28 protein-coding genes are annotated in these 26,554 nt (G+C 74.0%); 19 read left to right on the top strand and 9 right to left on the bottom strand.

Features of this window, described 5'->3' with window-relative positions; genetic code table 11:
* Window positions 1-28 precede the first annotated feature (28 nt).
* Window positions 29-832, top strand: a complete 804-nt coding sequence (locus tag V2J63_RS08915) for a UbiA family prenyltransferase (RefSeq protein WP_331230673.1) — start codon at window positions 29-31, stop codon at window positions 830-832.
* Here the strand turns inward: V2J63_RS08915 and V2J63_RS08910 are convergent.
* Window positions 801-2,051 (bottom strand): DUF3866 family protein, encoded by a 1,251-nt coding sequence (locus V2J63_RS08910; protein ID WP_331230672.1) that lies wholly within the window; start codon window positions 2,049-2,051, stop codon window positions 801-803. The genes V2J63_RS08915 and V2J63_RS08910 overlap by 32 nt on opposite strands.
* Before the next feature lie 200 nt (window positions 2,052-2,251).
* On the opposite strand from V2J63_RS08910, the gene V2J63_RS08905 reads away from it, so the two are divergent.
* The 9 genes from V2J63_RS08905 to V2J63_RS08865 all read left to right on the top strand — a co-directional run bounded on the left by V2J63_RS08905 (window position 2,252) and on the right by V2J63_RS08865 (window position 12,525).
* Window positions 2,252-3,283: a helix-turn-helix transcriptional regulator gene (locus V2J63_RS08905; RefSeq protein WP_331230671.1), complete on the top strand. Its 1,032-nt coding sequence runs from the start codon at window positions 2,252-2,254 to the stop codon at window positions 3,281-3,283.
* Window positions 3,283-4,272, top strand: a complete 990-nt coding sequence (locus V2J63_RS08900; protein ID WP_331230670.1) for a helix-turn-helix transcriptional regulator — start codon at window positions 3,283-3,285, stop codon at window positions 4,270-4,272. The genes V2J63_RS08905 and V2J63_RS08900 overlap by 1 nt, the downstream gene beginning before the upstream one ends.
* Window positions 4,269-4,583, top strand: a complete 315-nt coding sequence (locus tag V2J63_RS08895) for a hypothetical protein (protein ID WP_331230669.1) — start codon at window positions 4,269-4,271, stop codon at window positions 4,581-4,583. The genes V2J63_RS08900 and V2J63_RS08895 overlap by 4 nt, the downstream gene beginning before the upstream one ends.
* 179 nt (window positions 4,584-4,762) lie before the next feature.
* On the top strand, window positions 4,763-5,098 hold the full coding sequence (tatA, locus tag V2J63_RS08890; protein WP_331230668.1) for a Sec-independent protein translocase subunit TatA: 336 nt from the start codon (window positions 4,763-4,765) through the stop codon (window positions 5,096-5,098).
* Window positions 5,099-5,896 (top strand): twin-arginine translocase subunit TatC, encoded by a 798-nt coding sequence (gene tatC / locus V2J63_RS08885; protein ID WP_331230667.1) that lies wholly within the window; start codon window positions 5,099-5,101, stop codon window positions 5,894-5,896.
* 35 nt (window positions 5,897-5,931) lie between these two features.
* Window positions 5,932-6,876, top strand: coding sequence for a diacylglycerol/lipid kinase family protein (locus V2J63_RS08880; protein WP_331230666.1), 945 nt, complete (start codon window positions 5,932-5,934; stop codon window positions 6,874-6,876).
* Entirely contained in the window at window positions 6,873-9,746 is a 2,874-nt protein-coding gene (locus V2J63_RS08875; RefSeq protein ID WP_331230665.1) for a DEAD/DEAH box helicase, read from the top strand. Before V2J63_RS08880 ends, V2J63_RS08875 begins: the two co-directional genes overlap by 4 nt.
* Window positions 9,747-10,204: 458 nt before the next feature.
* Complete coding sequence (lnt, locus tag V2J63_RS08870; RefSeq protein ID WP_331230664.1) at window positions 10,205-11,773, top strand: apolipoprotein N-acyltransferase; 1,569 nt, start codon at window positions 10,205-10,207, stop codon at window positions 11,771-11,773.
* On the top strand, window positions 11,770-12,525 hold the full coding sequence (locus V2J63_RS08865; protein WP_331230663.1) for a polyprenol monophosphomannose synthase: 756 nt from the start codon (window positions 11,770-11,772) through the stop codon (window positions 12,523-12,525). Before lnt ends, V2J63_RS08865 begins: the two co-directional genes overlap by 4 nt.
* Window positions 12,526-12,721: 196 nt before the next feature.
* Here the strand turns inward: V2J63_RS08865 and V2J63_RS08860 are convergent, their stop codons facing one another.
* A complete protein-coding gene (locus V2J63_RS08860) occupies window positions 12,722-13,072 on the bottom strand; it encodes an RNA polymerase-binding protein RbpA (protein ID WP_331230662.1) in 351 nt (116 codons plus the stop codon).
* Window positions 13,073-13,238: 166 nt separating this feature from the next.
* Between V2J63_RS08860 and V2J63_RS08855 the strand changes: the two genes are divergently transcribed.
* Window positions 13,239-14,192 carry an aldo/keto reductase gene (locus V2J63_RS08855; RefSeq protein ID WP_331230721.1) on the top strand — a complete coding sequence of 318 codons (954 nt, stop codon included), beginning with the start codon at window positions 13,239-13,241 and terminating at the stop codon, window positions 14,190-14,192.
* Between the two features lie 246 nt (window positions 14,193-14,438).
* Here V2J63_RS08855 and V2J63_RS08850 read toward each other — a convergent pair whose 3' ends face one another.
* Complete coding sequence (locus V2J63_RS08850) at window positions 14,439-15,422, bottom strand: phosphotransferase family protein (RefSeq protein ID WP_331230661.1); 984 nt, start codon at window positions 15,420-15,422, stop codon at window positions 14,439-14,441.
* A complete protein-coding gene (locus V2J63_RS08845; protein ID WP_331230660.1) occupies window positions 15,419-15,754 on the bottom strand; it encodes a hypothetical protein in 336 nt (111 codons plus the stop codon). The genes V2J63_RS08850 and V2J63_RS08845 overlap by 4 nt, the downstream gene beginning before the upstream one ends.
* 155 nt (window positions 15,755-15,909) lie before the next feature.
* Here V2J63_RS08845 and V2J63_RS08840 point away from each other — a divergent pair, with 155 nt between their 5' ends.
* The 5 genes from V2J63_RS08840 to V2J63_RS08820 are packed head-to-tail and all read left to right on the top strand — an operon-like array spanning window position 15,910 to window position 19,953.
* Window positions 15,910-16,422 (top strand): DUF2975 domain-containing protein, encoded by a 513-nt coding sequence (locus tag V2J63_RS08840; protein WP_331230659.1) that lies wholly within the window; start codon window positions 15,910-15,912, stop codon window positions 16,420-16,422.
* Window positions 16,422-16,682: a helix-turn-helix domain-containing protein gene (locus tag V2J63_RS08835; protein ID WP_331230658.1), complete on the top strand. Its 261-nt coding sequence runs from the start codon at window positions 16,422-16,424 to the stop codon at window positions 16,680-16,682. Before V2J63_RS08840 ends, V2J63_RS08835 begins: the two co-directional genes overlap by 1 nt.
* 49 nt (window positions 16,683-16,731) lie before the next feature.
* A complete protein-coding gene (locus V2J63_RS08830; protein WP_331230657.1) occupies window positions 16,732-17,181 on the top strand; it encodes a helix-turn-helix transcriptional regulator in 450 nt (149 codons plus the stop codon).
* Window positions 17,182-17,186: 5 nt separating this feature from the next.
* The gene (locus V2J63_RS08825) at window positions 17,187-17,597 is read left to right on the top strand and encodes a VOC family protein (protein ID WP_331230656.1); all 411 of its coding nucleotides are present in this window, start codon (window positions 17,187-17,189) and stop codon (window positions 17,595-17,597) included.
* Between the two features lie 4 nt (window positions 17,598-17,601).
* Window positions 17,602-19,953 (top strand): excinuclease ABC subunit UvrA, encoded by a 2,352-nt coding sequence (locus tag V2J63_RS08820; protein WP_331230655.1) that lies wholly within the window; start codon window positions 17,602-17,604, stop codon window positions 19,951-19,953.
* Between the two features lie 54 nt (window positions 19,954-20,007).
* On the opposite strand, the gene V2J63_RS08815 is transcribed toward V2J63_RS08820, so the two are convergent.
* Window positions 20,008-20,685, bottom strand: a complete 678-nt coding sequence (locus V2J63_RS08815) for a maleylpyruvate isomerase family mycothiol-dependent enzyme (RefSeq protein WP_331230654.1) — start codon at window positions 20,683-20,685, stop codon at window positions 20,008-20,010.
* Window positions 20,686-20,799: 114 nt separating this feature from the next.
* On the opposite strand from V2J63_RS08815, the gene V2J63_RS08810 reads away from it, so the two are divergent.
* Window positions 20,800-21,147 (top strand): cupin domain-containing protein, encoded by a 348-nt coding sequence (locus V2J63_RS08810; protein WP_331230653.1) that lies wholly within the window; start codon window positions 20,800-20,802, stop codon window positions 21,145-21,147.
* Between the two features lie 20 nt (window positions 21,148-21,167).
* Here the strand turns inward: V2J63_RS08810 and V2J63_RS08805 are convergent, their stop codons facing one another.
* On the bottom strand, window positions 21,168-21,815 hold the full coding sequence (locus V2J63_RS08805) for a maleylpyruvate isomerase family mycothiol-dependent enzyme (RefSeq protein ID WP_331230652.1): 648 nt from the start codon (window positions 21,813-21,815) through the stop codon (window positions 21,168-21,170).
* 267 nt (window positions 21,816-22,082) lie between these two features.
* Between V2J63_RS08805 and V2J63_RS08800 the strand changes: the two genes are divergently transcribed.
* On the top strand, window positions 22,083-22,823 hold the full coding sequence (locus tag V2J63_RS08800; protein ID WP_331230651.1) for a hypothetical protein: 741 nt from the start codon (window positions 22,083-22,085) through the stop codon (window positions 22,821-22,823).
* Between the two features lie 476 nt (window positions 22,824-23,299).
* Here V2J63_RS08800 and V2J63_RS08795 read toward each other — a convergent pair whose 3' ends face one another.
* Both V2J63_RS08795 and V2J63_RS08790 read right to left on the bottom strand, forming a co-directional pair.
* A complete protein-coding gene (locus V2J63_RS08795; protein WP_331230650.1) occupies window positions 23,300-24,454 on the bottom strand; it encodes a class I SAM-dependent methyltransferase in 1,155 nt (384 codons plus the stop codon).
* Window positions 24,455-24,489: 35 nt separating this feature from the next.
* Window positions 24,490-25,509 carry an LLM class flavin-dependent oxidoreductase gene (locus V2J63_RS08790; RefSeq protein WP_331230649.1) on the bottom strand — a complete coding sequence of 340 codons (1,020 nt, stop codon included), beginning with the start codon at window positions 25,507-25,509 and terminating at the stop codon, window positions 24,490-24,492.
* A 71-nt stretch (window positions 25,510-25,580) separates the two neighbouring features.
* On the opposite strand from V2J63_RS08790, the gene V2J63_RS08785 reads away from it, so the two are divergent.
* A complete protein-coding gene (locus V2J63_RS08785; protein WP_331230648.1) occupies window positions 25,581-25,916 on the top strand; it encodes a TfoX/Sxy family protein in 336 nt (111 codons plus the stop codon).
* Window positions 25,917-25,932: 16 nt separating this feature from the next.
* On the opposite strand, the gene V2J63_RS08780 is transcribed toward V2J63_RS08785, so the two are convergent.
* Window positions 25,933-26,505, bottom strand: coding sequence for a hemerythrin domain-containing protein (locus tag V2J63_RS08780; protein ID WP_331230647.1), 573 nt, complete (start codon window positions 26,503-26,505; stop codon window positions 25,933-25,935).
* Between the last annotated feature and the right edge of the window lie 49 nt (window positions 26,506-26,554).

The following is a 26,554-nucleotide window of genomic DNA, read 5'->3' as shown; positions in this document are numbered from 1 at the left end:
GAGCGTAAGTGCCCCATACCCTCGTGTCGTGCGCACCTCTCTCGCCCTGGCGCGGGCCAGCCATCCCGCGCCGACGGTCGCCGTCACGGCGCTGGGCGTGCTCCTCGCCGTCGTCGCGGGCCTGCCCGGGACGACGACGGCGGTCCTCGCCCTCGCCGTCCTCGCCGGTCAGCTGACCATCGGCTGGACGAACGACCTCCTCGACGCCGGCCGTGACCGGACGGTGGGCCGCCGGGACAAGCCGCTCGCCTCGGGCGAGCTCACGGCGAGGACCGCCCGCCGGGCTCTTGCCGGGGCGGTCGTCGTCGCCGTCGTCGCCTCGTTCGCGCTCGGCGTCGCGCCCGGCCTCGTCCACCTCGTCCTGCTGGCCGGCTCCGGCTGGGCGTACAACGCCGGGCTCAAGGGCACAGCCGTGTCCTGGCTGCCCTACGCCGTCGCATTCGGGTCGCTGCCGGCCGTCGCGTGGCTCGCCCGCCCCGAACCGGTGCTGCCGCCGGTGTGGATGATGGCCGTCGGTGCGCTCCTCGGCGTCGGCGCGCACCTGCTCAACGCCCTGCCGGACCTCGCCGAGGACGCCGCCACGGGGGTACGCGGGCTGCCGCACCGCCTCGGGGCGCGGGCGAGCCGGGTCGTCGCCGTCGTCGTCCTCCTCGCCGGCTCGGCCGTCGCGGTGGTCGGGCCCGCCGGACCCACGCCCGGCTGGGGGTGGGCCGTGCTCGCCGGCCTGGCGGCGCTCGCCGTCGCGAGCCTCGCCCGGGGCGGGCGCTGGCCGTTCCGGGCGGCGATGGTCGTCGCGCTCGTCAACGTCGTCGTGCTGCTCCTGCGGGGCTGAGGCGCTGGGCGTGGACGCCCGCGGCCGCGACGGCGAGGAAGGCGGCCGGGTCCTCGGCGAGGCTGCGGCCCATCGTCGACAGCCGCACCGGCGCGGCGGCCAGCGCGTCGAGGAGGCCCGCGGTCCCGACGGGAACGAGGCGGTGGCGCCCGTGCGGCTCGGCGAGGGCGGCGGCTTCCTCCGCCACCTGACGGCCGAGGTCGGTGAGGTCGACCTCGGCCGGGGAGGCGCCGTCGAACGCGGGGACGACGACGTCCGCGGCCGCGAGCGCGACCCGCCCGTAGGCGGTGAGGGAGTGGTGGGAGATGCCGCGGTGACGCTCGCGCGGGTCCGCCCCGGAGACGCGCAGCGAGGCGACCGGTCGCCCCCCGAGGACGGCGGCGGCGTTGACGGCCTCCCCGCACGCCACCCCGGAGAAGCCCCACCGGGTCCCGGTGCCGAGGTTGCCGGGTCCCTGCGCGACGACGACGACGTCCGCGTCGAGGACCTCGCGGGCGGCGAGCAGCCCCGTGTGGAGCGTGACGGCCTCGAGGTCGCCGCCGAAGGCCTGGCCGACCGTGATCGTGCCGGCGAGCCAGCCGTCCGCGCGGAGCGTGGCCACCGTCCGGGAGAACCACGCGGGCAGGGCGCCGCCGTCGGTCAAGACGTACGCGACGCGCGGCGGCGCGGCGCCCGTGCGGTCCGCCTCGGCACGCACGCCCGCGACGACGGCCGGCAGGGCCGAGTGGAGGTCGGCGACGACGACGGGCAGGCCGGCGAGGTCGTCCGCCTCACGCAGGGCCTCGTGCCACGGCGACTCCTGCTCGTCGACGCCGAGGAGCATCGCCTGGAGCGGGGTGTAGCGGGCCTTGACGATGTGGCCGGCGCCCGGGGGCGGGTCGGCGGGGAGCCGGTCCGGGATGGCGGCGACCATGGCGTATCCGCCCGTGCCGAGGCCGCGCGCGAGGGCCGCGACCGTGAGGCTGACGCGGTCGCCCACCTCCGGGGCGCCGACGAGCGCCGGGTAGGCGAGCGCGCGCACCCGCGCACCGGGGTCCAGCCGGCCCGTGCCGGCGCGCTCGCCGGGCTCACCGGCCCGCCCCGGCTCGTCCGCGCCCGGCTCGCCCGCTCGGTGCGGCGCGACCGCGCCGGGCGTACCCGTCAGCTCGACCTCGACCTCGACCGCGCCCGTCCATGCCCGCCCGACCGCGCGCACGACACCTTCCCGCCACATGATCACGCGAACCACGCTACCGGCGCCGGCCACCGCCAGCCCGGCGGCGTCCCGCTCCCCACCCCCGTCCCCGGTCGTGATCATGCAGAAGTGCCGGGGCCGCTTGCTCGCCGGTCGCGGCACCTCTGCATGATCACGATCGGTGGGGGAGGGGCGTGGCGAGGGGGTGGGGGGTGGCGGGCGGGTCCGCGGGATAACGTGGGCGGGTGGCATCCCGCGTCGAACCGGCCGAGCGACTGCTCGACCTCCTCATCGCGCTCACGCACGCCCAGGGCCGGATGACGAAGGCCCAGGTGCGGCGGGGCGTCAACGGCTACCGCGACGCGACGAGCGACGAGTCCTTCGAGCGGATGTTCGAGCGGGACAAGGACCTCCTGCGGGAGATGGGCGTCCCGGTCGTCACCGAGACGGACCCGGTCCACGAGGACGACGTCGGCTACCGCATCGACACCGCCGGCTACTCCCTCCCGCCCGTCAGCTTCACCCCGGCCGAGGTCGGCGTGCTCTCCCTCGCCGCCGAGGTGTGGCAGGACGCCCACCTCCACGGCTCCGCGCGCCGCGGGCTGACGAAGCTGCGCGCCGTCGGGCCGGCGCCGGAGCCGGACGCCCACGCCGGGCTCGCGCTGCGCGTGCGCGGCCCCGAGCCCGCGTTCGACCCGATCCTCGCGGCGATCGCGGACCGGCGCGAGGTCACCTTCACGTACCGGGCCGCCTCGACCGGGCAGGTCGCCAGACGGCGGGTCCAGCCGTGGCGCCTCGTCAGCCGCGACCGCGGGTGGTACGTCCTCGGGCACGACGTCGACCGCGACGCCCCCCGCGCCTTCCGCCTCTCCCGCGTCATCGGCCGCGTCGCGCACGCCGGCCCGCCGGGGGCGTTCACCGTGCCCCCGCACGACCCCGCGGCCCTCCTCGGGCGCGAGCACGCCGCCGGCAACGCCGAGCTCGCGGTCACCCCCGAGCGCGCCTCGGCGCTGCGGGCGCGCGCCGTCGGCGCTCCGGGGGAGCGGGCGGGCCGTGACGTCCTCACCGTGCCCATCCAGGACGAGGAGGCGCTGGCCGAAGAGATCGCCACCTACGCCGACGCCGTCCTCGTCATGTCCCCGGCGTCCCTGCGGGATGCGGTGCTGCGCCGCCTCCGCGCGGCGGCGGGCCTGGCCGACGCCGGCCTCACGGACGCGGCGGCCGGCGACCCCGAGCCGGCGGACGCGGCCCGCGCCGCGGGGGAGGGGACGCCCTGATGGCCGAGACGACCGCCGACCGGCTCACCCGCCTCCTCGCCCTCATCACGTACCTGCGCGAGCACCCGGGCGTGCCCGTCGCCGAGGTGGCCGCGCACTTCGGTGTCACCCCTGCGCAGGTGCTCGCCGACGTCAACCTCCTGTGGGTCTCCGGCACGCCTGGGTACCTGCCCGACGACCTCATCGACTTCGCGGCCGACGAGCTCGACCGGGACGTCCTCACGCTGACCAACCCGCGCGGGATGGACCGCCCGCTCCGGCTCAGCCCGTCCGAGGCCCTCGCGCTCCTCGTCGCCCTGCGCTCCCTCGCCGCGCTCACCGCCCGCGACGGCGAGGGGCCGGGCGTCGACGACGAGGTCCTCGCCTCCGCCACCGCCAAGCTCGCCGAGGCCGCCGGCGCCGCGGCGGACGCGGCCCGGGCGGTCGACGTCCACGTCGGTGGCCCCGACGGCCGCCGGGCGCTCGCGCCCGTCCAGCGCGCCCTCGCCGAGCGCCGGCGCCTGCACCTGCGTTACGTCTCGGCCGCGGACGTCGTCACCGAGCGCGAGGTGGACCCCCTCGAGCTGCTCTGGGACGGGAGCCACTGGTTCCTGCGGGCGTGGTGCCACCGGGTGCAGGACGTGCGCCACTTCCGCGTCGACCGCGTCCTCGCGGCCGAGGTGCTCAGCACCCCCGCGGAGCACGAGCCGGCGTCCGTCGGCGCCGAGGTGGAGCCGGACCTCGCCGAAGCCGCACTCGTCGCGACGATGGTCGTCGCCTCGCGCGCCCGGTGGGTGGCCGAGCGCTATCCCGTCGAGTCCGTCGAGGACCTCGCCGACGGCACCGTGCGCATCCGGTTGCGCGTCGCCGACCCGGCGTGGCTGACGAACCTCGTCCTCGGGCTCGGTGAGGACGTCATCGCCCTCTCCCCGCCCGGCCTCGCCGCGGCGATCACCCAGCGGGCCCGCGCCGCGCTTTCCGCCTACGACGACCTATCCTCGACGTCGTGACCTGGTTCCTCGTGTGGACGCTCCTCGCGCTCGCTGCGCTCGCGACCCTCGCCCTCCTCGGGTGGGGGCTGTGGCGCCGTGCCGTCGCGCTCGGCAAAGAGCTCGCCGCCGCCGGCCGTCTCGCTGAGCGCCTCTCCGACGTCGGCGGGCCCGCCTCGTTCGCCCCCGTCGTCCCCGGTGTGACGGGGGACCCCGTGACCCTCGCGCAGGCCCGGGCGGAGCGCGGGCGCGTCGGCGTCCTGCGCCGGACGCGCCGCGCCACCCGCGCCGCCGCGGCCCTCGCCCGCTGGCGCGCCGTCGGTCTCGGCTGACCCAGCCGGCCCTTCCGGACCTTCGGCGGCGGCGCCCCGGGGCGAGCCACGCCCACCACGACGCGGTCCCGCCCGGCGACGGCACACCCGCACTCGCACGCGCGTGCGTCCCCTGCCCGCCACCGGGCCGTCGCGGTGCGTAGACTCGGCACGACCGGATCCGAACGGAAAGGCACCCCATGCGACTCCAGTTCTGGCACATCCTCGTGCTGCTCCTCGTGGTGCTCATCCTCTTCGGCGCGAAGCGGCTGCCGGACGTCGCGAGCAGCGTCGGCAAGTCCCTCAAGATCTTCAAGAAGGAGGTCACGGAGCTGCGCGAGGACGACCGCCCGGCTGCGCCGACCGTCGTCGACCCGCTCGCGGACCCGACCGCCACCCGCGCGGACGACGCCGCCCGCACCGGGTACGGGCCGCCCCCTGGCGGCTACACGGGGTACGCGCCGCCCGGCACGACCCCGCCGGGCGTCACCGACCCCTCGCACAACGGGCCGGCGGACCCCGCCCCCCGTCGCTAGGTGCGCAGCGGCGCGGCCACCGGCAAGCGCCGGCGGGACAGCGAGGGGCGCATGCCCCTCCTCGACCACCTGCGTGAGCTGCGACGGCGCTTCTTCCTCGCCGTCCTCGGCCTCGGTCTCGCAGCGGTCGGCGGCTGGTTCCTCTACGACCCCGTCTTCGCGGCCATGCAGGCGCCGATCGTCGCGCTCGACGGCTCCTCGGACGGCACGCAGGCGGCCCTGACGTTCCCGACCCCCGCGGCCGCCTTCGACATGAAGGTCAAGATGTCGCTCTGGCTCGGCGCGTTCATGTCGAGCCCGTGGTGGCTCTACCAGGTGTGGGCGTTCCTCACCCCCGGCCTCACCAAGCGCGAGCGCCGCTACGGTGCCGCGTTCGTCGGCGCCGGCGTCCCCCTCTTCCTCCTCGGCGCGGGTCTCGCGTGGCTCGTCCTGCCCAACGCCGTGCGCCTCCTTCTCGAGTTCACCCCGGAGGGCGCCCTCAACTACATGGCCGCCACGGACTACCTCCGCTTCTTCATGCGGGTCGTCCTCGCGTTCGGCATCGCCTTCCTCGTCCCGCTCGTCATGGTCCTGCTCAACGTCCTCGGCGTCGTGCGGGGGCGCACGCTCCTCGCCGGCTGGCGCTGGGCGGTCCTCGGCATCTTCACCTTCGCGGCGTTCGCGAGCCCGACGCCGGACCCGTGGACGATGATCTTCCTCGCCATCCCCATCTGCGGCCTCTACTTCCTCGCCGTGGGCATCGCCTTCCGCCACGACCGGCGCGTCGACGCCCGCGTGGCCGACGTCGAACCCGCCTGAGCGCCCGTGGCCGCACCCGTGCGCAGCGCCGCGCCATGAGCGCGGGGATCGGTCTCGTCCTCAACCCGACGGCCGGGCACGGTCGCGGGGCGCGCGCCCGGGACGGGGTCCTGGCCGCGCTGCGGGCCACGGGCCGGCCCGTCGTCGACCTGTCCGGGCCCGACCTCGCGACCGCGGCCGTCCGGGCCCGGTCCGGGCTCGGCCCGGGGCTCGCGGCCCTCGTCGTCGTCGGCGGGGACGGCATGGCGCACCTCGGCGTCAACGTCGTCGCGGGGACGGGCGTGCCTCTGGGGATCGTCGCCCTCGGCTCCGGCAACGACGTCGCGCGCGAGCTGGGGCTGCCGGTCCACGACCCCGCGGCGAGCGTCGCACTCATCAGCCGCGCACTCGATGCCGCGCCGGGTCACGTCACGCGCGCCGTCGACGCCGTCGCCGTCGGCCCGCCCGGCCAGGCGCCGGCACGGTGGTACCTCGGGGTCCTCAGCGCGGGGATCGACGCCGCCGTCAACGACCGCGCCAACCGCTTGCGCTGGCCCCGCGGCGGCGGCCGCTACGTCCGCGGCCTCCTGGCCGAGCTCGCCCGCTACGCGCCCTACGGCTACCGCGTGACGATGGACGGCACGGCGTGGGAGGGCCCCGGCACCCTCGTCGCCGTCGCCAACCTGGCCAGCTTCGGCGGCGGGATGCGCGTCGTGCCCGGCGCCGTCCCCGACGACGGCGTCCTCGACGTCCTCATCGCCGACGGCGTCTCCCGCACCACGCTCCTGCGGCTCTTCCCGCGGGTGTACGCCGGCGCCCACCTGTCCCACCCCGCCGTCCACGTGCACCGGGCACGCCGCGTCCTCATCGAGGCCGCTCCCGCGCACGGTGCGACCCCGCCGGTGACGTTCGCCGACGGCGAGCGCGTCGGCGCCCTCCCGCTCGAGTGCGTCGTCCACCCGGATGCGGTGCGCGTGCTCGCCCGTACGCTCGGGGCATGACCTCACCCGCCGAGCGCTACGCCGCCTCGCGGCGCCGGGCCCAGGCCGAGCGCAGCGAGCTGGCCCGCTTCGCGGCGCGGCTCGGCTTCGAGATGGACGACTTCCAGCGCCGCGCCTGCGAGGCGCTCGAGGAGGGCAGCAGCGTCCTCGTCGCGGCGCCCACCGGTGCCGGCAAGACCGTCGTCGGGGAGTTCGCCGTCCACCTCGGGCTCCAGGCGGACCGGAAGACGTTCTACACGACGCCGATCAAGGCGCTGAGCAACCAGAAGTACCTCGACCTCCTCGCGGTGCACGGCGCCGGCAACGTCGGGCTCCTCACCGGCGACACGACGATCAACGGCGAGGCACCCGTCGTCGTCATGACGACCGAGGTCCTCCGGAACATGATCTACGCCGGGTCCCCGACGCTCGCCGACCTCGGCTACGTCGTCATGGACGAGGTGCACTACCTCGCGGACCGCTTCCGTGGCCCGGTGTGGGAGGAGGTCATCCTCCACCTCGCCGACGACGTGCGGCTCGTCTCCCTCTCCGCGACGGTCTCCAACGCCGAGGAGTTCGGGGACTGGCTGACGATGGTCCGTGGCGAGACGGCCGTCATCGTCTCCGAGCGCCGCCCGGTGCCCCTGTGGCAGCACGTCATGGTCCGCTCCGACCTCCTCGACCTGTACAGCAGCCGGGTCGACCCGACGGACCCCGGGACCGACCCGCCGATCAGCCCCGACCTCGCCGACGCGGTCCGGCGCGCCCAGCGCTCCGCCAGCGGCCCCACGCACGGGCGTCAGCGCGGCGGCCGGGGGAGGCACGGCGGACGGATGCCCGGGCAGCGCCTCGGCACGGTCGTCCGGCCGGCACCGCGGCCCGTCGTCGTCGACAACCTCGACCGCGCCGGCCTCCTGCCGGCGATCGTCTTCATCTTCTCCCGTGCGGGCTGCGAGGCCGCCGTCGAGCAGACCGTCAACGCCGGCATCCGCCTGACGAACGCCGACGAGGCGCGCACGATCGCCGCCGTCATCGAGGAGCGGTGCTCGGGGCTGCCCGTCGAGGACCTCGCCGTGCTCGGCTTCGCCTCGTGGTCGCGCGCCCTCGAGCGCGGCGTCGCGGCGCACCACGCCGGGATGCTCCCGGTCTTCAAGGAGACCGTCGAGGTCCTCTTCGCCGCGGGCCTCGTCAAGGTCGTCTACGCGACCGAGACGCTCGCGCTCGGGGTCAACATGCCCGCGCGCTCGGTCGTCCTCGAGCGCCTCGACAAGTGGAACGGCAGCACCCATGCCGCCCTCACGCCGGGGGAGTACACCCAGCTGACGGGTCGCGCGGGGCGGCGGGGCATCGACGTCGAGGGGCACGCCGTCGTCCTCTACAGCGACGGCGTCGACCCCGTCGCGCTCGCCGGGCTCGCCTCGCGCCGCACGTACCCGCTTCGCTCGAGCTTCCACCCGACGTACAACATGGCCGTCAACCTCCTCACGGCGATGTCCTACCCCCATGCCCGGGAGGTCCTCGAGACGTCCTTCGCGCAGTACCAGGCCGACCGCGGCGTCGTCGGCCTCGCGCGGCAGGCGCGCAAGCACGAGGAGGCCCTCGCCGGCTACGCCGAGGCCATGACATGTCACCTCGGGGACTTCACCGAGTACGCCGCCCTGCGCCAGGAGCTGAACGAGCGCGAGAAGGAGGGGTCCCGGGCACGATCCGTCGCAGCCCGCCGCGCGGCGGAGGAGTCGATGTCCGGCCTGCGGCGCGGCGACATCGTCGAGTACGCCCGGGGTCGGCGCGCCGCGTGGGCCGTCGTCCTCGACGCCGAGCGCGGCGGCCTCGACGGGCCCCGCGTGCGCGTCCTCACCGAGGAGCCGCGGGTACGTCAGCTCACGCTCGTCGAGGTGCCCTCCGGGGTCCGCGCCGTCGGCCAGGTCAAGGTGCCCAAGGGGTTCAACCAGCGCGACCCGGGGGAGCGGCGTGACCTCGCGTCCTCGCTGCGCAACGCGCTCGCCGCCGGTCTGCCCGGCACGGCGGGGCGCGCCGAGCGGCGCACCGACGGCCCGGCGGACACCGGCCTCGAAGAGCTCCGGCGCCGGCTGCGCGCGCACCCCTGCCACGGGTGCGCCGAGCGCGAGGACCACGCCCGGTGGGCGGAGCGCTGGTACCGGCTCGACGCCGAGCACCGGGCGCTCCTGCGCCGGATCGACGCACGGACGTCCTCGATCGCCCGCGACTTCGACCGCGTCTGCGAGCTCCTCACCGAGCTGGGGTACCTCACCGTGGCGCCCCGCGACGGCGAGACGCCCGGCGAGCCCGCCTCCCCGGGCGACTGGGAGCCCACGGCCGACGCCGCCGCACCCATCGAGCGCGCGCGCGGGCTCGAGGTCACGGCCAGCGGGCGCTGGCTCGCCCGCCTCTACGCCGAGAAGGACCTCGTCCTCGCCGAGTGCCTCCGCCGCGGCTCGTGGCGCAACCTCGACCCCGCCGGCCTCGCCGCCGTCACGTCGATGGTCGTGTACTCCTCGCGCAACGAGGAGGAGCGCGGTCCGGGGCGGCTCGCGGGCGGGCCGCACGGCGTCCTGTCCGTCGCCGTGAGCGAGACGTCCGCGGTGGCCTCCGAGCTCGCCGACCGTGAGCGCGAGCACGGGATCGGCCCGACGGACCCGGTCGACCCGGGCATCGTCGGTGCGGTCCACCGGTGGGCCAGCGGTGCGGGCCTGAGCGACGTCCTCGCCGGCACGGACCTCAGCGCCGGCGACTTCGTGCGCTGGTGCAAGCAGGTCCTCGACGTCCTCGACCAGCTCTCGACCGTCGCGCCGCAGGCGGAGGAGCGACGCACCGCGCGCCGTGCGATGGACCTCGTGCGGCGGGGCGTCGTCGCCTGGTCGAGCCTGTGATCCCTGAGCCTCAACCCTCGCTCGAGACTGCCGCCGCGCCGCGGAGCGCCGTCGTCGCCCGGGCGCGGGGCCGGGGGCCCGACACACCTTCCGACACGCCGTCCATCTCACTTCCGGTGCTGTCGGCAGGCGCCGCCTGACCTGCGGCCACGTCCGTGACCTGGGGTTACATACAGTTGAGTGAGGCGCGGGGCTTGAGTATGTTTCCCTCTCGTACCCCGCGTGACCTGCCCCGGCGTCGGTGCGCGTCATCGCGACAAGGGCGGGCAGGCAACGTCGCGGAGGACAGTGGCCGGGCCCGCGTGTTCATTAGATAACGAGCCGGCTGCCCCGAGCAGCCGGTCCGGTCCGAAGGACACGCGGGTCGGTCACTGCCTCCCCCGCGAGCACCGCCGCAGCGGGGTTGCGGCACGCGCCGCCGGTTCGGAACCCGCGGCCTGAGAACGTATTCTCGAGCGGTGCCCCTGCCCCCTCCGTCGCCGGCCGTGAGCCTGCTCCTCGCCGTGGCAGGCGGCTTCGCCACGGACGCCGCGTTCCCCGGCCGGTCCTGGTGGCCGATGGCGTTCGTCGGCATCGCCCTGCTGCTCCTCGCGCTGCGGGACGCCACCGCCGGTCGGTCGTTCGCCTACGGAGCCGTGTGGGGCGCTGCGTTCTTCTTCCCGCACCTGTGGTGGGCCAACGAGGCAGCCGGCGTCGTCCCGTGGGTCGCCCTCGCCACCGCCGAGTCCCTCCTCCTCGGTTGCTTCGCGCTCGCGTGGAGCCTCGCGCGCCGGAGCAGACCCGTCCGCGAGCGGGCGTGGCTGCGCCTCGTCGTCGTCGCGGCGCTGTGGGTGGGCGTCGAGCAGGTGCGCGCCGCGTGGCCCTTCGGCGGCCTGCCGTGGGGCCTGCTCGCCTTCTCCCAGACCGAGGGGCCGCTCCTGCGGCTCGCCGCGCTCGGGAGCACGCCCCTCGTCGGTGCGGTCGTCGTCGCCGTCGGGGCGCTCCTCGCTCACGCGCTGCTCGCCCTGCGCCGCGTCGACGTCGGACGCGCGAGCGCTGCACTCCTCGTCGGCGCCGCGCTCGTCGCCGTCGGGCTCGTCGTCCCCGTCGACACACGCGCCGAGGCCGGCACGCTCCGCGTCGGCGCCGTCCAGGGCAACGTCCCCGGCCCCGGCCTCGACGCCTTCGCCGTCCGCCGTGACGTCCTCGAGCGGCACGTCGACGGCACCGTCGCCCTTCTCGACCAGGTGGAGCCGGGCGAGCTCGACGTCGTCCTGTGGCCGGAGAACGCCGCCGACATCGACCCGCGGGCCGACGCCGAGGCCGCGTCGCTCGTCGAGGAGGCAGCCGGTGCCGTCGCGGCCCCCGTGCTCGTCGGCGCCATCCGCTACGAGGACGGCTACCGTTTCAACGACGCAGTCCTGTGGGAGCCGGGCGAGGGCGCCGTCGAGTCCTACACGAAGCAGCACCCCGCCCCGTTCGGCGAGTACATGCCGATGCGTGACCTGTTCCGGCGGTTCAGCTCCGCGGTCGACCTCGTCGGGACCGACATGCTGCCCGGCACCGAGGTCGGCATCGTCCCGCTCGAGAGCGAGCGGCTCGGGCGCGTCGTCGACCTCGCCGTCGCCATCTGCTTCGAGGTCGCCTACGACGGCCTCGTGCGTGACGCCGTGCGCGCCGGGGGAGAGGTCCTCGTCGTGCCGACGAACAACTCCTCGTTCGGCTACACGCAGGAGTCGCGCCAGCAGCTCGCGATGTCGGTGTTCCGCTCCGTCGAGCACGGGCGGGCGACGGTGCAGATCTCCACGGTGGGGATCAGCGCGATCATCGCCCCGAACGGCGTGGTCATGGACACCGGCGGGCTCTTCACGGCCGAGCAGCTCGTCGCCACGCTCCCGCTGCGCACGAGCCTGACCATCGCGGACAGGCTCGGCCCCGTGCCCGCTATCGTGGCGGGCGCCGTCGCCGGGATCGCCCTGCTCGGTGGAGTGCGCAGCACCATCTCCCAGCGTCGTACCCGCGGCGCGCCTAGCAGGAGCAGCCGATGAAGACCCTCGTCATCATTCCCACCTACAACGAGCGTGAGACGCTGCCGCGGGCGCTCGCGGGCACGCGCTCAGCCGTGCCCGCCGCGGACATCCTCGTCGCCGACGACAACAGCCCGGACGGCACCGGCACGCTCGCCGACGAGGCGGCCGCCTCGGACGACCAGATCCACGTCATGCACCGCGCCGGCAAGGAGGGGCTCGGCCGGGCGTACGTCGCGGGGTTCGCGTGGGCCCTCGAGCGCGGGTACGAGCTCGTCGTCGAGATGGACGCCGACGGCTCCCACCGCCCCGAGCAGCTGCCCGCCCTCCTCGCGCGCGCCGCGCAGGCGGACGCGCCCGACCTCGTCCTCGGGTCCCGGTGGGTACCCGGGGGCGAGGTCGTCAACTGGCCCCGGCACCGCGAGGTCCTCTCCCGCGGGGGGAACGTCTACGTCCGCCTCATGCTCGGCCTGCCGGTGCGGGACGCGACCGGTGGGTTCCGCGTGTTCCGCGCCGGCACGCTGCGCCGTCTCCCGCTGGGCGAGATCGAGTCGCAGGGGTACTGCTTCCAGGTCGACATGACGTGGCGGGTCCACCGGCTCGGGGGCCGCATCGTCGAGGTACCGATCAGCTTCGTCGAGCGCGCGGAGGGCACGTCGAAGATGAGCCAGAAGATCGTCGCCGAGGCGCTCCTGCGCACGACGCAGTGGGGGCTCGCGCACCGGGCCGGCCAGCTCCGTCGGCTCGTCGGCGCGCAGCGTCGCACCGCCTGACGGCGCACCGCCTGACGGCCGTCTGCCCGGCCAGGGCCGGTGCCCCCGGGGTACGGACGACGACGGCCCGGGTCGGGCGGCACCCGCTCGGCCAGGGCCGGTGACCCCGCGTACGGACGCCGACGGCCCACCAGCTGCTGAGCTGGTGGGCCGTCGGTCGGCTACGTCAGGGTGCCGTCACGTGCCTGGCGGTGCGTCAGGCGCTGCGGCGGCGGAGCTGGCCGCTGCGGAGCAGCTCGAGCCGCTCCTGGAGGAGGACCTCGAGGTCAGCGACCGTGCGACGCTCGAGGAGCATGTCCCAGTGCGTGCGCGGGGCCTTGACCGGCTTGGTCGGCTCGGGCATCGTGGCGTCACGCAGCAGCGCCTGCTCGCCGCAGCGGCACTCCCACAGGGCGGGGACGTCCGCGTCGTGGGCGAAGGGAAGCACTACGGTGTGGCCGTTCGGGCAGTCGTAGTGGGCCTCGGTCCGCGGAGCGAAGTCCACGCCCCGGTCGGACTCCAGGCTGTTCGCGCCGATCTTCATTCCGCGCAGTGATCGATCAGCCATGACTGGTCTCCCTCGTGGTGGTGGTCGTCGATGCGCCGTCGGCGCACTCTCTCGTCGTGCTCTATCTGGCCCAACGCCACGACCTCCCGTTGTGTTCCGGCCACGCGGTGAAGGTTCGGTGAAAACCGCGTGAAGATGCGCCGTTAGGATGCTGCGTGTGAGCGAGATGACATTCCGACAGCTTGGTGCCAGCGGCCTCACCGTCTCAGCGGTGGGCCTCGGCTGCAACAGTTTCGGGCGGTCGGTGGCCCCGGACGACGTCGCGGGCGTCGTCGACGCCGCCCTCGACGCCGGGATCACCCTGTTCGACACGGCCGACACCTACGGCGCCGAGCCGGGTCAGAGCGAGGAGCTCCTCGGGCGCGCCCTGGGCTCGCGCCGCGCTGACGCCGTCGTCGCCACGAAGTTCGGGATGGACGTCCACGGCCTCAACGGACCCGACTGGGGTGTGCGCGGCTCGCGGCGCTACATCCGCCGCGCCGTCGAGGGGTCGTTGCGCCGCCTCGGCACGGACCACATCGACCTCTACCAGATCCACCGTCCCGACCCGCTCACCCCGATCGAAGAGACTCTCGCCGCCCTGCACGAGCTCGTCCTCGAGGGCAAGGTGCGCTACGTCGGCTGCTCGAACTTCGCGGGCTGGCAGGTCGTCGACGCGGACTGGACGGCCCGCGCCGGCGGGACGACGCCGTTCGTCTCGATCCAGAACGAGTACTCGCTGCTCTCCCGCGGCATCGAGGCCGAGGTGGTCCCGGCCGCCGAGCACGTCGGCGCCGGGATCCTTCCCTACTTCCCGCTCGCCTCCGGCCTCCTCACCGGCAAGTACCGTCGCGACACGGAGCCCGAGCCCGGCACCCGCCTCGCGGACAAGCCCGAACGGCTCGCCGCGGCCGACTTCGACCGCATCGAGGCGCTCACCGCCGTCGCCGACGCGCGCGGGATCTCCCTGCTCACCCTCGCCATCGGCGGCCTCGCCGCCCAGCCCGCGGTCACCTCGGTCATCGCTGGAGCGAGCCGGCCCGAGCAGGTGCGCGCGAACGCGGCTGCGGCCGGGTGGGAACCGACGCTCGAGGACCTCGTGGCCATCGACGACGCGGCACCGGGTCCCGACGCCGCCTGACGGCGGACCGCACGCGGCGGGGCGGGTCACGTCGACGCCCCGTCCTCGTCGAGGAAGGCGATCCACACCGTGAAGGGCCCGTCCCTGTCGACGGCGACGAGCGCGCTCGTGTGGTCGAGCACCTCCTCGTCGGTGCGGACGACCGGGGACGGGGGCTCCCAGCCCGGGTCGCCCTCGTCCCAGTGATCGTCGTCGTACCAGTCGTACCAGTCGTACCGGTCGTCCTCGGCGTCCGCGCCAGGTGCCTCATCCTTCTGCGGTCTCCTCCAGCACGGCGTCGAGCGCCGCCACGGTGGCGGCCCACCCCGGCGGGCGGTCGAGCGCCACCCACGTGCGCTCGGCGAGCACGCCGAGGAGGACGTGGGTCTCGAGCCGCTCCGACGCACCGCCGTCGGCGAGGCCGTACCGCTCGAGGAGGGTCGGCACGAGGGAGGGGTCGTGCTGGCGCACGTGGCGGACCGTGAGCGCAAGGTCGGACAGCGGGTCGTCCCACGAGGCGCGCTCGAGGTCGACGACTCCCGTGACGCGCGCCTTGCCCGTGGGCGTGACGAGGACGTTCCCGCCGTTGAGATCGTTGTGGCACAGCGTCGGTGCCAGCTCGGCCGGGAAGAGGTCGCGGCGGCGCAGGACGTGGTCCCGCACGCGCCGGGCGAGGTCGGGGGAGCCGCCGTGCGAGAGGAAGGCGGGCAGCTCCCGGGCGAGCACGTCGCCGAGCCGGTCCCACGCCGTGGCGCGCCGGTGCTCGGCTCGGCTGCCGACGCTGCCGACGCTGCCGACGCTGCCGAACCTGGAGCCGCGAACCGCGTGGACCCGGCGCAGGACGTCGGCAACCTCACGGAGCAGCTCTGCGTGCTCGGCACGGTCGAGGCGCGCTCGCCGGTCCGCCCACCGCACGCCGGGCAGGCGTGTGAGGAGGACGAACGGGCGCCCGCCAGGCAGGGCGTCGACCAGGACGACGTCGGGCGCGGGGACACCGTCGACGTCACGGAGGAGGCGCAGCGCCACCTCCTCCGTCTCTGCCCGCCGGTGCGCGTCGGCGGCGTAGACCTTGGCGACGTACGCGGCGCCCTCGGCATCGCTCAGCCCGACGACGTGACCGACGGCCCCCTGGACGGCGGGGCGCCAGTCGTCGGCCGTCACGGGCCGCCGGAGCCCGGCGGCCACGGCGTCGACGAGCGCCCGCACCGGGACGCGGGACGCACCTGCACGCGCCGGGCCTGCGTCGGTCACCGGTCCAGGACCCGTACGGCCTCGATGTCGCACTGGACCGGGTAGGACTCGGCGCAGGGCCCGCCGATCCACACCTCGACCGTGGCGCCTTCCTCGAGCCCGACGGCACCGATCTCCGCACCGTCGGAGCCGCGGTAGATCAGGGGATCCCCGCCCAGGAGGCTCATGCCCTCGAAGTAGCCGTCGGAGGACTCGACGAGGAACGCCCCGCCGTCGCGCGTCCGCACGACGCCGGTCGTCTCCGGGTCCCCGCCGGGCGGCCCGCCGGCGCCGCTGCATCCGGCCGCGCCGAGGAGCACGAGACCGGCGGCCACCACCGCGCGTACGCCCATGCTCCGATGATGCCCCGACGCACGCCGGCGCCGGGCGGACTTGGCCGGAGATCGGCCTGACGCTCCGCCCCCGCCCTACGCACGCAACCCCAGGCACTTGCCGAACCGATCGACTAACGATAGATTGTCATCGTTACTCGACAACAGGAGCTCTCATGGGCAACCTCGCCCTCCACGCGTTGCGCGTCGTGCTCGCGCTCTGCCTCATCGGCACGCTCGTCGTCCAGGTCGTCATGGTGCCGCTGCTCGCGAACGACCTCGCGGGGGAGGGCAGCGTGGTCCTCGGCTCGCTCACGCTCCCGGCCCTGGCCGTCGTCTTCCTCGCCCTCGTCGTCCTCGCCGTCGTCACGGTCCAGGTGACCCTCGTGTGCGTCTGGCGGCTGCTGACGATGGTGCGGGCCGGGACCGTCTTCTCCCACGCCGCGTTCCGGTACGTCGACGTCGTCATCGGTGCCATCGCGACCGCCGCGGTCCTCGTCCTCGGCATCGCGTGCACGCTGGCGCCCGGCGGGATCGCGCCCGGCATCGTCCTGCTCATCTGCGGCGTCGCGCTGCTGACGGCGGGGGTGGCCCTCATCGTCTACGTCATGCGGATGCTGCTGGCCCAGGCGGTCGACCGCGACGCCGAGGCGAGCCACCTCCGCGCCGAGCTCGACGAGGTGATCTGATGCCGATCGTCGTCGACGTCGACGTCATGCTCGCGCGGCGGAAGATGTCCGTGGGCACGCTCGCCGAACGCGTCGGGATCACTCCCGCCAACCTCGCGGTCCTCAAGAACGGGCGCGCCAAGGCCGTCCGCTTCACGACGCTCGCAGCCCTGTGCGAGGTCCTCGAGTGCCAGCCCGGCGACCTCCTCCGCTGGGAGCCCGACGCTCCCGCTGCGGTGGCACCTGAGGTCGGAGCGCCCGGCGCTGACCTCGACCGCTAGCGCCGGGTACCTCTAGGCAGCGTCGGTGCCCCGTGGGACGATCACGGGCGTGAGCAGCAGCGCCGCCGACACCCAGCGCCTGCGCGACCTCGCCCGGTTGCGCCGCGTGCGTGACCGGATCGACCGCGAGTACGCGCGGCCCCTCGACGTCGAGTCGCTCGCCCGCGGCGTGCACATGTCCGCCGGTCACCTGAGCCGTCAGTTCCGGCTCGCCTACGGGGAGGCGCCCTACGGCTACCTCATGACTCGCCGCATCGAGCGGGCGATGGCGCTGCTCCGGCGCGGCGACCTCACCGTCACCGAGGTGTGCTTCGCCGTCGGCTGCTCGTCGTTGGGCACGTTCAGCACCCGCTTCAGCGAGCTCGTCGGCATGCCGCCGAGCGTCTACCGGGAGCGGGCGGCGCAGGCGACGGCGGGGATGCCGGCGTGCGTCGCGAAGCAGGTGACGAGACCGGTCAGGAATCGAGAAGCGACGGCCGCCGAGCCCGCTCTAGCGTGAGCGCCATGGACATCACCATCCACTCGAGCTTCCTCCCGCACGACGACCCCGAGGCTGCTCTGGCCTTCTACCGCGACACGCTCGGCTTCGAGGTCCGACTCGACGTCGGGTACGACGGGATGCGCTGGATCACCGTCGGCCCGCCCGGCCAGCCCGACACGGCCATCGTGCTGCACCCACCGGCTGCCGACCCCGGCGTCACCGACGACGAGCGCCGCACCATCGCGGAGATGATGGCCAAGGGCACGTTCGGTGGCATCAACCTGGCCACCGACGACCTCGACGCCACCTTCGACCGGCTGCAGGCCAGCGGTGCCGACGTCGTCCAGGAGCCGACCGAGCAGCCGTACGGGGTGCGTGACTGCGCCTTCCGGGATCCCGCGGGCAACCTCGTCCGCATCCAGGAGGGACACTGACCCGATGCACGCAGCCGACAGCCACGACCTCATCCGCGTCCACGGCGCACGCGAGAACAACCTCAAGAACATCAGCGTCGACCTGCCGAAGCGCCGTCTCACGGTGTTCACCGGCGTGTCCGGGTCGGGCAAGAGCTCCCTTGTGTTCGCGACGATCGCGGCCGAGTCCCGGCGGATGATCAATGAGACGTACAGCGCCTTCCTCCAGGGCTTCATGCCGTCGCAGGCGCGCCCGGACGTCGACGTGCTCGAGGGGCTGACGACGGCGATCATCGTCGACCAGGAGCGGATGGGGGCGAACCCGCGCTCGACGGTCGGGACCGCGACGGACGCCAACGCGCTGCTTCGCATCCTCTTCAGCCGTCTGGGGGAGCCGCACATCGGCTCGCCGCAGGCGTTCTCGTTCAACGTCGCCTCGATCAGCGGGGCGGGCGCCGTCACGTTCGAGACCGGCGGCAGGACGGTCAAGGAGCGCCGCGACTTCTCCATCACCGGCGGCATGTGCCCGCGCTGCGAGGGCATGGGCCGCGTCACCGACTTCGACCTCGGTGAGCTCTACGACGACAGCAAGTCCCTCAACGAGGGACCGTTCAAGGTGCCCGGTTACAGCGCGGACGGCTGGTACGGCCGCATCTACGCCGCCTCCGGCCTCTTCGACGCGGACAAGCCGATCCGGGACTTCACCAAGCGCGAGCTGGACGACCTGCTCTACAAGGAGCCGACGAAGGTCAAGGTCGACAACATCAACCTCACGTTCGAGGGGCTCATCACCAAGCTGCAGAAGTCGATGCTGTCCAAGGACCGCGAGGCGATGCAGCCGCACATCCGCGCCTTCGTCGACCGCGCCGTCACGTTCACGGCGTGCCCCGAGTGCGACGGCACACGGCTGAGCGAGGCGGCACGGTCCTCGAAGGTGAGGGGCATCAGCATCGCCGATGCGTGCGCCATGCAGATCAGCGACCTTGCCGGCTGGGTCCGCGAGCTCGACGAGCCGTCGGTGGCGCCGCTGCTGAGCACCCTGGGAGACACACTCGACTCGTTCGTCGAGATCGGGCTCGGCTACCTCAGCCTCGACCGGCCAGCCGGGACGTTGTCCGGGGGCGAGGCCCAGCGGACGAAGATGATCCGGCACCTCGGCTCCGCGCTCACCGACGTCACGTACGTCTTCGACGAGCCGACGATCGGGCTGCACCCGCACGACATCCAGCGCATGAACGACCTGCTGCTGCGCCTGCGGGACAAGGGCAACACGGTCCTCGTCGTCGAGCACAAGCCGGAGACCATCGCGATCGCCGACCACGTCGTCGACCTCGGTCCCGGGGCGGGGACCGACGGCGGCACGATCTGCTTCGAGGGCGCGGTGGAGGACCTGCGGGGGAGCCAGACCCTCACCGGCCGGCACCTCGACGACCGCGCACGCCTCAAGGAGTCGGTCCGCACCGCCACCGGCGCGCTCGAGATCCGTGGGGCGAGGCAGAACAACCTCACCGGCGTCGACGTCGACGTCCCCGCCGGGGTGCTCACGGTCGTCACCGGGGTGGCCGGGTCCGGGAAGACCTCCCTCATCCACGGCAACCTCGCGAAGCGGGACGACGTCGTCGTCATCGACCAGACCGCCATCAAGGGGTCGCGCCGATCCAACCCGGCGACCTACACCGGGCTCCTCGAGCCGATCCGCAAGGCGTTCGCCAAGGCCAACGGCGTCAAGCCGGCGCTGTTCAGCGCCAACTCCGAGGGTGCGTGCCCGACGTGCAACGGCGCGGGTGTCGTCTACACCGAGCTCGGCGTCATGGAGACCGTCGCGACGACGTGCGAGGAGTGCGAGGGCAGGCGCTACCAGGCCGCGGTGCTCGAGTACACGCTCGGCGGGCGGAACATCGCCGAGGTGCTCGCGATGTCCGTCGCCCAGGCCGAGGAGTTCTTCGGTGCGGGGGAGGCGCGGACACCGGCAGCGCACAAGGTCCTCGACCGGCTCGCGGACGTCGGGCTCGGCTACCTCACGCTGGGCCAGCCGTTGACGACGCTGTCCGGCGGCGAGCGGCAGCGGCTCAAGCTCGCCACCCGCATGGGGGACACCGGCGGGACGTACATCCTCGACGAGCCGACGACGGGCCTGCACCTCGCCGACGTGGAGCAGCTCCTCGGCCTCCTCGACCGGCTGGTCGACTCGGGCTGTTCGGTCATCGTCATCGAGCACCACCAGGCTGTCATGGCGCACGCCGACTGGATCATCGACCTCGGCCCGGGCGCGGGGCGCGACGGCGGGCGGGTCGTCTTCGAGGGCCCGCCCGCCGACCTCGTCGCCGCCAGGGACACGCTGACGGGGGAGCACCTCGCCGCCTACGTCGGCGCGTGAGGCCGGCGGCGAGCCGGGGCACGGGGGACCGTCGGGCGACCGACCGCGGGCGCGTCAGCGCGCCGTGGCTCCGGGACCGTCGTCGGTCGGACCGGCGCAACGGGCGCTGAGCTGGGGCACGCCGGGGCCGGTGAGGTCCCGGCAGTAGTCGCGCCGGCCGGCCATCGCCATCGTGAGGGCGAGCGTCGTCCCGGAGACGAGGGGACCGGCGCCGCTCGCGAACGGGCCGTCGGTCGCCTCGAGGCGCAGCCCCGCGGCGGTGGCGCGGCTGTCGACGGTGAAGTCCCGGCGCACGTAGAACTGGGCGACCTCGGTCGCGGCGGCTAGCGAGGGTGTCCGCACGAGACCGAGCGGGCGCCGGACGTCCTGCGCGTGCACGACCACCTCGCCGAGCCAGGCCGCCGTCGGTCCCGGCGCCGAGGTGGTGCTCGTCACGACGCCGCGGAAGCGTTCGAGGGTCTCGGCCGGGGTGGCGCCGCGATGTTCCGCGAGCCGTCGGTCGTTGTGGAGGTTGAAGTCGAACCGGGCACCGAGGACGCTCGCGAACCAGCGGAGCGGTCCTAGGCTCGCAGCCGCGGTGAGGTGCGCCACGACGTCCTCGACCGTCCATCGTCCGCACAGCGACGGCGCCGCCCACTGTGCGGCGGTGAGGTCGCTCAGGTCCTCGGCGAGGGCGGCCCGTTCCGCGTGGGCGAGCGTCCACAGTCGCGCGCGCGACGTACCAGCTGACACAGGTCCTCCCCTTCGCCGAGTGGGCACACCGTAGCGCGGCGGTCTGCGCCGCCTCCGGCGTGTCGGCTCCCGAACCCGCCCACAGCCTCCGGGGCCCGTGCCAGCATCGAGGCCGTGATCATCGTGAGCGAGGCGGGTGCGACCCGCGCGGACGGAACGACGTCGTACGTGGAGAACCTGCGCGTGCCCGACCTCAGCCTGGGGACGTACGTCATCCCGGCCGGCGGGGTCGACGGCCAGCAGCCGCACACCGAGGACGAGATCTACGTCGTCCTGCGGGGGGTGGGCAGGCTGTGGACACCGGGTCGCACGGCCGACGTCGGTCCCGGGAGCGTCCTCTTCGTCCCCGCCGGCGAGGAGCACCGGTTCGTCGACATCACCGAGGACCTCACCGTCCTCGTCGTCTTCGGCCCGGCGGAGCACACGCGCCGGCCGCCGACGCGGGGGACCGCGGGCGCCTGACCCGACCGCCTGCGGCGGCCCTACCGCTCGAGGGTGGCCACGCCGAGGAGACGGTTCGCTCCCGGCCCCCCGAGGCGCGCGGAGTCCACCGGGCGTCCGGAGACGGCGAGCAGGAGGTCGAGGGCGTCGGCCTCGACCTCGTCTCCGGCGCCCCACGCGGTCCCGGAGCTCCGGTCGACGAGACAGAGGCCGGCGGCCCGCTCGCGTCCTCCGCCGAAGGAGACGGCCGTGCGCAGCTGGTGGTCCAGGGCCTGGCGGATCGCGTCCTCGGGGTAGGTGCCGGTCATGCCGAGCGGGCGGCGGATGTCCTCGCCGTGGACGATCGCCTCGACGAGCCGTGTCGCGAGGTTGGCCGGGGGAGTGCGCGTGAGGTCCGCGACGTCGAGGAGCGCCGCGACGGTCTCCCGCGGATGCAGCCGTCGCTCGCGCGCGATGCCCATGGCGTTCGCGCGGTCGAAGTCCATCCGTGCGGCGAGGAGGTCGCGGACGAAGGAGCGCCGCGTCGTCCGCGCGGTGTCGACGAGGTGGGCGAGGACGTCGTGGACGTCCCACCCCGGGCACAAGGACGCCCGACCCCACTCCTCGTCGGGCAGGTCAGTGAGATCGGCGGCGAGCTGCCGACGCTCCTCATGGACCGCCTCCCACACTGCTGCTGCTGACGCGCGCACGTCGACTCCCTCGGCATGTGGGGGACAGGCCGGTGCCGTTCATGGCACGACGACATGCATCGTAGGTTCGGCGAAGGCGCCTCCGCGCAAGACTCGCCGCCCTCGGGACACATGCTCGGTATGGACAGGTCGGCCAGACGCCGTGCGGCAGCACCGCGTCGCCCCGCAGCGAGGCTCACGACGGCGGTGCCCGTCCTCGCGCTCCTCGCCGGCTGCTCGTCGGTCGCGCCTGCCGGGTCGGATCCCATCGGCGAGGCAGGGGCGCCTGTGACCAGCGAGACCGGGTCGACCGTGACCAGCGAGACCTGCGTCAGCTGGGCCGAGTTCCCGGATGCCCGGGCGAGGAGCGACGCCTCCACGATCGTCGTGGAGGCGATCGCCCACGAGCGGGTCGGGGAGCGATCGATGTTCGGCGCACAGGCGTCGGTCTGGGACGTCGAGGTGACGGCCGCGCGCAAGGGCGACGTCGAGGTGGGCGACCGGCTTGAGGTCGCGTCCACTCCCGTGACGTGCAGCGGGGCGACGTACCCGGAGGGAGATCCGCTCGACACCGACGTCGGGCTCGTCCTCTACCTCGACGACACCGACTTCGCCGTCGAGGGCACCGAGCGCGGTCTCGCACTCATCACGCCCCTCGATGGCGTGCAGCCGCTGGGCACCACCAGTGGAGAGGCCGCGACGTGGGCGCTGAGCGACCCGGCGGCCGTGTCAGCAGGCAGCGTGAGCATCGACATCGGTGTCACACGTCTCGCATGCGCCTCGGGCGTCACGGGCGAGGTGCTCGAGCCACAGGTGACCTACGAGGCTGACCGTGTTGTCGTCGAGGTCGACGTCGCGCCGCTCGGCGGGAGCGCTACGAGCATCCACACCTGCCAGGGCAACGACGTCGTCCCCGTGAGGGTCGAACTTGACGAGCCGATCGGCGACCGCCAGCTCGTCGACGGCGCCTGCCTGGCGGGTCTCGCCATCGACACGGCATTCTGCCTGGACGCCGCGCGGTGGCCGTAGATCAACAGCTGCTCGGCCACCGGCCATGGCGCGCTGAGCTGGAGGCCGACGACCACAGCATGGACTGAATAGCGTCCCGGTGCCTTTCCGAGGGCGTGTGCGACTCGCGCTCCGATAGCTCCGGGAATTTCTCCCGTGGCTCGCCATGGCCGCTGGATCAGCATTCAGTGCGGCGACTCTGCTTCTGTTCTCAGCACGGGAAATATGTGTCACCACATGGGAATGTACCGAGCTGGCGGAAGAGAGCAGCATGACGAAGCACTTCACGGGAGAGTGACCGGTGGACATGAGCCGCGCCGTGCCCGGTCCACCAGCTGTCGCCCCGGGCCGCGTTGTGCGCGGCGCGTTGCCGATAATGTACATTATGTCAGTACACCCTGGCCGGTGCGGAGGGCGTCCCCGTCCCCACGCCCCCGCCCTTAGGCGGGCACGCACTCACAACACCTGTTGACGAGGCGTTCCCGGAGGAACGTCCATCACTCCGCCTTGGCGCGGCTCGGCTGCTTGATCGAGCGCGTGACGGTGAACTTGCCGTTGTCCCCCATGACCTTCGTCGAGCCGACGATGCGGCGCAGGGCGCCGGCGTGGCCGAGCCGCGAGTTGAACACCGTCCACAGCTCTCCCCCCGGGCGCAGCACGCGCGCGGCGTCCTTGAACAGCTCGATCGCCACGTCGGGCTGAAGGACGGCTCCCACGTGGAAGGGCGGGTTGCACACGATGAGGTCCGTCGAGCGCGACGGCCGGGACTCGAGCCCGTCGGAGCGTACGACGTCGACGCGGTCGGTGAGCGCGTTCGCCTCGAGCGTGGCGCGGGTGGAGCGCACGGCGGCCTCCGACGTGTCGGTGGCGACGACGCGCAGCTCTGGGCGCTTCGTGGCGAGCTGGGCCGCGAGGATCCCGGTGCCGGACCCGAGGTCGATCGCGTCGCGCGCCGCCGGGCTCATCTCGTCGAGGAACGTCAGGAGGAAGCGGGTCCCGAGGTCGAGCGAGGGCCCCGCGAACGCCGCGCCGTGGGCGGCGATCCACAGGCCGTGCTCCTCCTCGAAGTGCTTGCGCGGGAACGACGGGGACGCGTCTGACGGCGTCGGCTGGCGTGCGAAGAGGCAGCGCGACTTCTGCCGCGCGAGCGACGCCGTGACGTCGGCGAAGTGCTGGCCGAGGACATCGTTCATGCTGCGTGACATGTGCTTGAGGCGTCCGCCCGCGATGAGGACGACGTCGGGCGCCGCGTGCGCGGCCACGAGCTCAGCGACCTCCTCGAGCGCCGCCAGCCCGCGCGGGAGCTGGAGGAGGACGACGCGGGCGCCGGCCACGAGCTCCGGGGCGAGGCCGAGCGGACGGAACGTGCCGGTGAGGCCCTCCCGCTCGGCGTTGGCCGCGAGGGCCCGCTCGTGGACGAGCGTGTCCTGGTGCACCCGCACGTCCTGCGCGCCGTGGAACGCCACCGCCCCGAGGGTGAGCGCGCCGTACCGGTCCCCGATGACGACGACCTCTCCGGGGGCGGCGGCCGCGACAGCCGCAGCGGCCTCGTCGAGCACGAGCCGGTCGGTGGCGTCGACGGCCACGAGGTCGGGAGCCTCGACGTCCGGGTACCTGCGGAGCCGGTCAAGGTCGAACGTAGGGGCAGTCATCCCTCCATCATCGCGCCTACCGCGGCACGCAGTCCTCACCGCCAGCCGAGAGCGGGTGCAACGTGCCGAAGGACACTCTCGATGACGTGGGCGTTGTAGTCGACGCCGAGCTGGTTCGGCACGGTGAGCAGGAGCGTGTCCGCGGCGGCGACGGCCTCGTCCTCGCGCAGCTGCTCGACGAGCACGTCCGGCTCCGCGGCGTACGAGCGGCCGAAGATGGCGCGCCCGCCCTCGAGCATGCCGACCTGGTCGCGGCCCTCTCCCCCACCGACGAAGTACCGGCGATCGAGATCGGAGACGATGGGGAAGATGCTCCGGCTCACCGACACCCGCGGAGCGAAGTCGTGGCCCTCCTCAGCCCACGCGGTCCGGAAGCGCTCGATCTGCTCGGCCTGGAGGCGGTGGAAGGGGACGCCGGCGTCCTCCGTGAGGAGCGTCGAGCTCATGAGGTTCATCCCCCGGCGGGCCGCCCACTCCGCGGTGGAGCGCGAGCCGGCGCCCCACCAGATCCGCTGCCGCAGGCCCTCGGAGTGCGGCTCCAACCGCAGCAGCCCAGGCGGGTTGGGGAACATCGGGCGCGGGTTCGGCTCGGCGAACCCCTCCCCGGCGATGACACCGAGGAAGACGTCGGTGTGCCGGCGCGCCATGTCGGCGTCGCTCTCCCCCGCGGCCGGCTGGTACCCGAAGTACCGGTAGCCGTCGATGACCTGCTCGGGCGACCCTCGGCTGATGCCCAGCTGCAGGCGCCCGCCGGCGAGGAGGTCGGCGGCACCGGCGTCCTCGGCCATGTACAGGGGGTTCTCGTACCGCATGTCGATGACGGCGGTCCCCACCTCGATCCGCTTCGTCCGGGCGCCCACCGCGGCGAGGAGCGGGAACGGCGACGCGAGCTGGCGGGCGAAGTGGTGCACCCGGAAGTAGGCGCCGTCGGCGCCGAGCTCTTCCGCGGCGACCGCCAGCTCGACCGACTGCAGCAGGGCGTCCGACGCCGAGCGCACCTGCGAGGCCGGCGACGGCGTCCAGTGACCGAAGGACAGGAACCCGATCTTCTTCATTACCGGGCAACGCCCGCCACTCCCCTGGTCATTCCAGTGACGCCGCTCCCCCACGGTCGGATACTGGCGCCATGGCCTACGACATGGACCTCGCCGCCCGCGTCCGCGCGCTGCTCCAGGACCGGGACGGCGTGAGCGAGCGCGCGATGTTCGGCGGGCTCGCGTTCCTCGTCGGCGGGCACATGGGCGTCGCGGTCGGCCCGGACGGTGGGCTCATGCTCCGCGTCGATCCGGCCGCCACCGCCGCGCTCCTCGGCGAGCCGCACGTCTCGCCGACGGAGATGGGCGGGCGCGAGCTCACGGGGTGGGTGGACGTGGACACGACGGCGCTCGGCTCGGACGCCGAGCTGCGGAGGTGGGTCACCCTCGGCATGGACACCGCGGCGTCCATGCCACCGAAGCCCTGAGGCGCCGCAGCGCCCCTCAGCTGTCGGCGTTGCGCCCGCTCAGCTTGTCGAGGAGCCGGTCGACCATCCCGACGCCCGGCCCGACCGTCTTGTGGAAGAGCCCGGAGTGCGGCGCGCTCGGGTGCGGGCGCGTGGGGGCGAGCTTCTTCGCGGTCTCGACCTTGGCGCCCATGGCGACGAGCTTCTCCCGCGGGATGTGCGCGCGCAGCTGCGGGAACTGCTCCGCCTCCTCCTCGGCGATGTGGTGGCTCAGCTCGGCCTCGAGCTGGCGCACCGTCTCGAGGAAGACGGGCTCGGAGGAGTCGACGTCCTCGATCCGCTTCATGAGCTCGACGATGTGCTGGTGCTCGCGCTTGTCCTCCTCCACCTCGGCGGCACCGTCGGGCAGGTGCTCCTCGATCGCCGGGTAGACGAACATCTCCTCGGCGACGGCGTGCCGCATGACCTCGGCGATGACGGTGTCGGCGAGGTCGCGGCGCTCGGCGCCGTCGGCCGTCCCCTCGATCCGGCCGAGGAGCTCGAGCATCTCCCGGTGGTCGGTCGTGAGGATGTCGACGACGTCCTGCTCCGGTGCAGTGGTCTCAGTCATGGCGCGTCCCTTCACGTGGATCGTTCCTCGACCGAGCCTAGGCAGGTGT

Source organism: Georgenia wangjunii, from assembly GCF_036421975.1.
Taxonomy (GTDB): domain Bacteria; phylum Actinomycetota; class Actinomycetes; order Actinomycetales; family Actinomycetaceae; genus Georgenia_A; species Georgenia_A wangjunii.
The sequence above is the reverse complement of the archived record's forward strand: the minus strand, read 5'-3'. Positions and strand labels throughout refer to the sequence as shown.

What these genes read in the sequence shown, in the direction of transcription:
- V2J63_RS08900 (WP_331230670.1), top strand. Translation starts at nt 3,283, where the DNA reads ATGGCCGAGACGACCGCCGACCGGCTCACCCGCCTCCTCGCCCTCATC.
- tatA (WP_331230668.1), top strand. Translation starts at nt 4,763, where the DNA reads ATGCGACTCCAGTTCTGGCACATCCTCGTGCTGCTCCTCGTGGTGCTC.
- V2J63_RS08880 (WP_331230666.1), top strand. Translation starts at nt 5,932, where the DNA reads ATGAGCGCGGGGATCGGTCTCGTCCTCAACCCGACGGCCGGGCACGGT.
- V2J63_RS08875 (WP_331230665.1), top strand. Translation starts at nt 6,873, where the DNA reads ATGACCTCACCCGCCGAGCGCTACGCCGCCTCGCGGCGCCGGGCCCAG.
- V2J63_RS08865 (WP_331230663.1), top strand. Translation starts at nt 11,770, where the DNA reads ATGAAGACCCTCGTCATCATTCCCACCTACAACGAGCGTGAGACGCTG.
- V2J63_RS08860 (WP_331230662.1), bottom strand. Translation starts at nt 13,072, where the DNA reads ATGGCTGATCGATCACTGCGCGGAATGAAGATCGGCGCGAACAGCCTG.
- V2J63_RS08855 (WP_331230721.1), top strand. Translation starts at nt 13,239, where the DNA reads ATGACATTCCGACAGCTTGGTGCCAGCGGCCTCACCGTCTCAGCGGTG.
- V2J63_RS08845 (WP_331230660.1), bottom strand. Translation starts at nt 15,754, where the DNA reads ATGGGCGTACGCGCGGTGGTGGCCGCCGGTCTCGTGCTCCTCGGCGCG.
- V2J63_RS08840 (WP_331230659.1), top strand. Translation starts at nt 15,910, where the DNA reads ATGGGCAACCTCGCCCTCCACGCGTTGCGCGTCGTGCTCGCGCTCTGC.
- V2J63_RS08835 (WP_331230658.1), top strand. Translation starts at nt 16,422, where the DNA reads ATGCCGATCGTCGTCGACGTCGACGTCATGCTCGCGCGGCGGAAGATG.
- V2J63_RS08825 (WP_331230656.1), top strand. Translation starts at nt 17,187, where the DNA reads ATGGACATCACCATCCACTCGAGCTTCCTCCCGCACGACGACCCCGAG.
- V2J63_RS08820 (WP_331230655.1), top strand. Translation starts at nt 17,602, where the DNA reads ATGCACGCAGCCGACAGCCACGACCTCATCCGCGTCCACGGCGCACGC.
- V2J63_RS08795 (WP_331230650.1), bottom strand. Translation starts at nt 24,454, where the DNA reads ATGACTGCCCCTACGTTCGACCTTGACCGGCTCCGCAGGTACCCGGAC.
- V2J63_RS08790 (WP_331230649.1), bottom strand. Translation starts at nt 25,509, where the DNA reads ATGAAGAAGATCGGGTTCCTGTCCTTCGGTCACTGGACGCCGTCGCCG.
- V2J63_RS08785 (WP_331230648.1), top strand. Translation starts at nt 25,581, where the DNA reads ATGGCCTACGACATGGACCTCGCCGCCCGCGTCCGCGCGCTGCTCCAG.
- V2J63_RS08780 (WP_331230647.1), bottom strand. Translation starts at nt 26,505, where the DNA reads ATGACTGAGACCACTGCACCGGAGCAGGACGTCGTCGACATCCTCACG.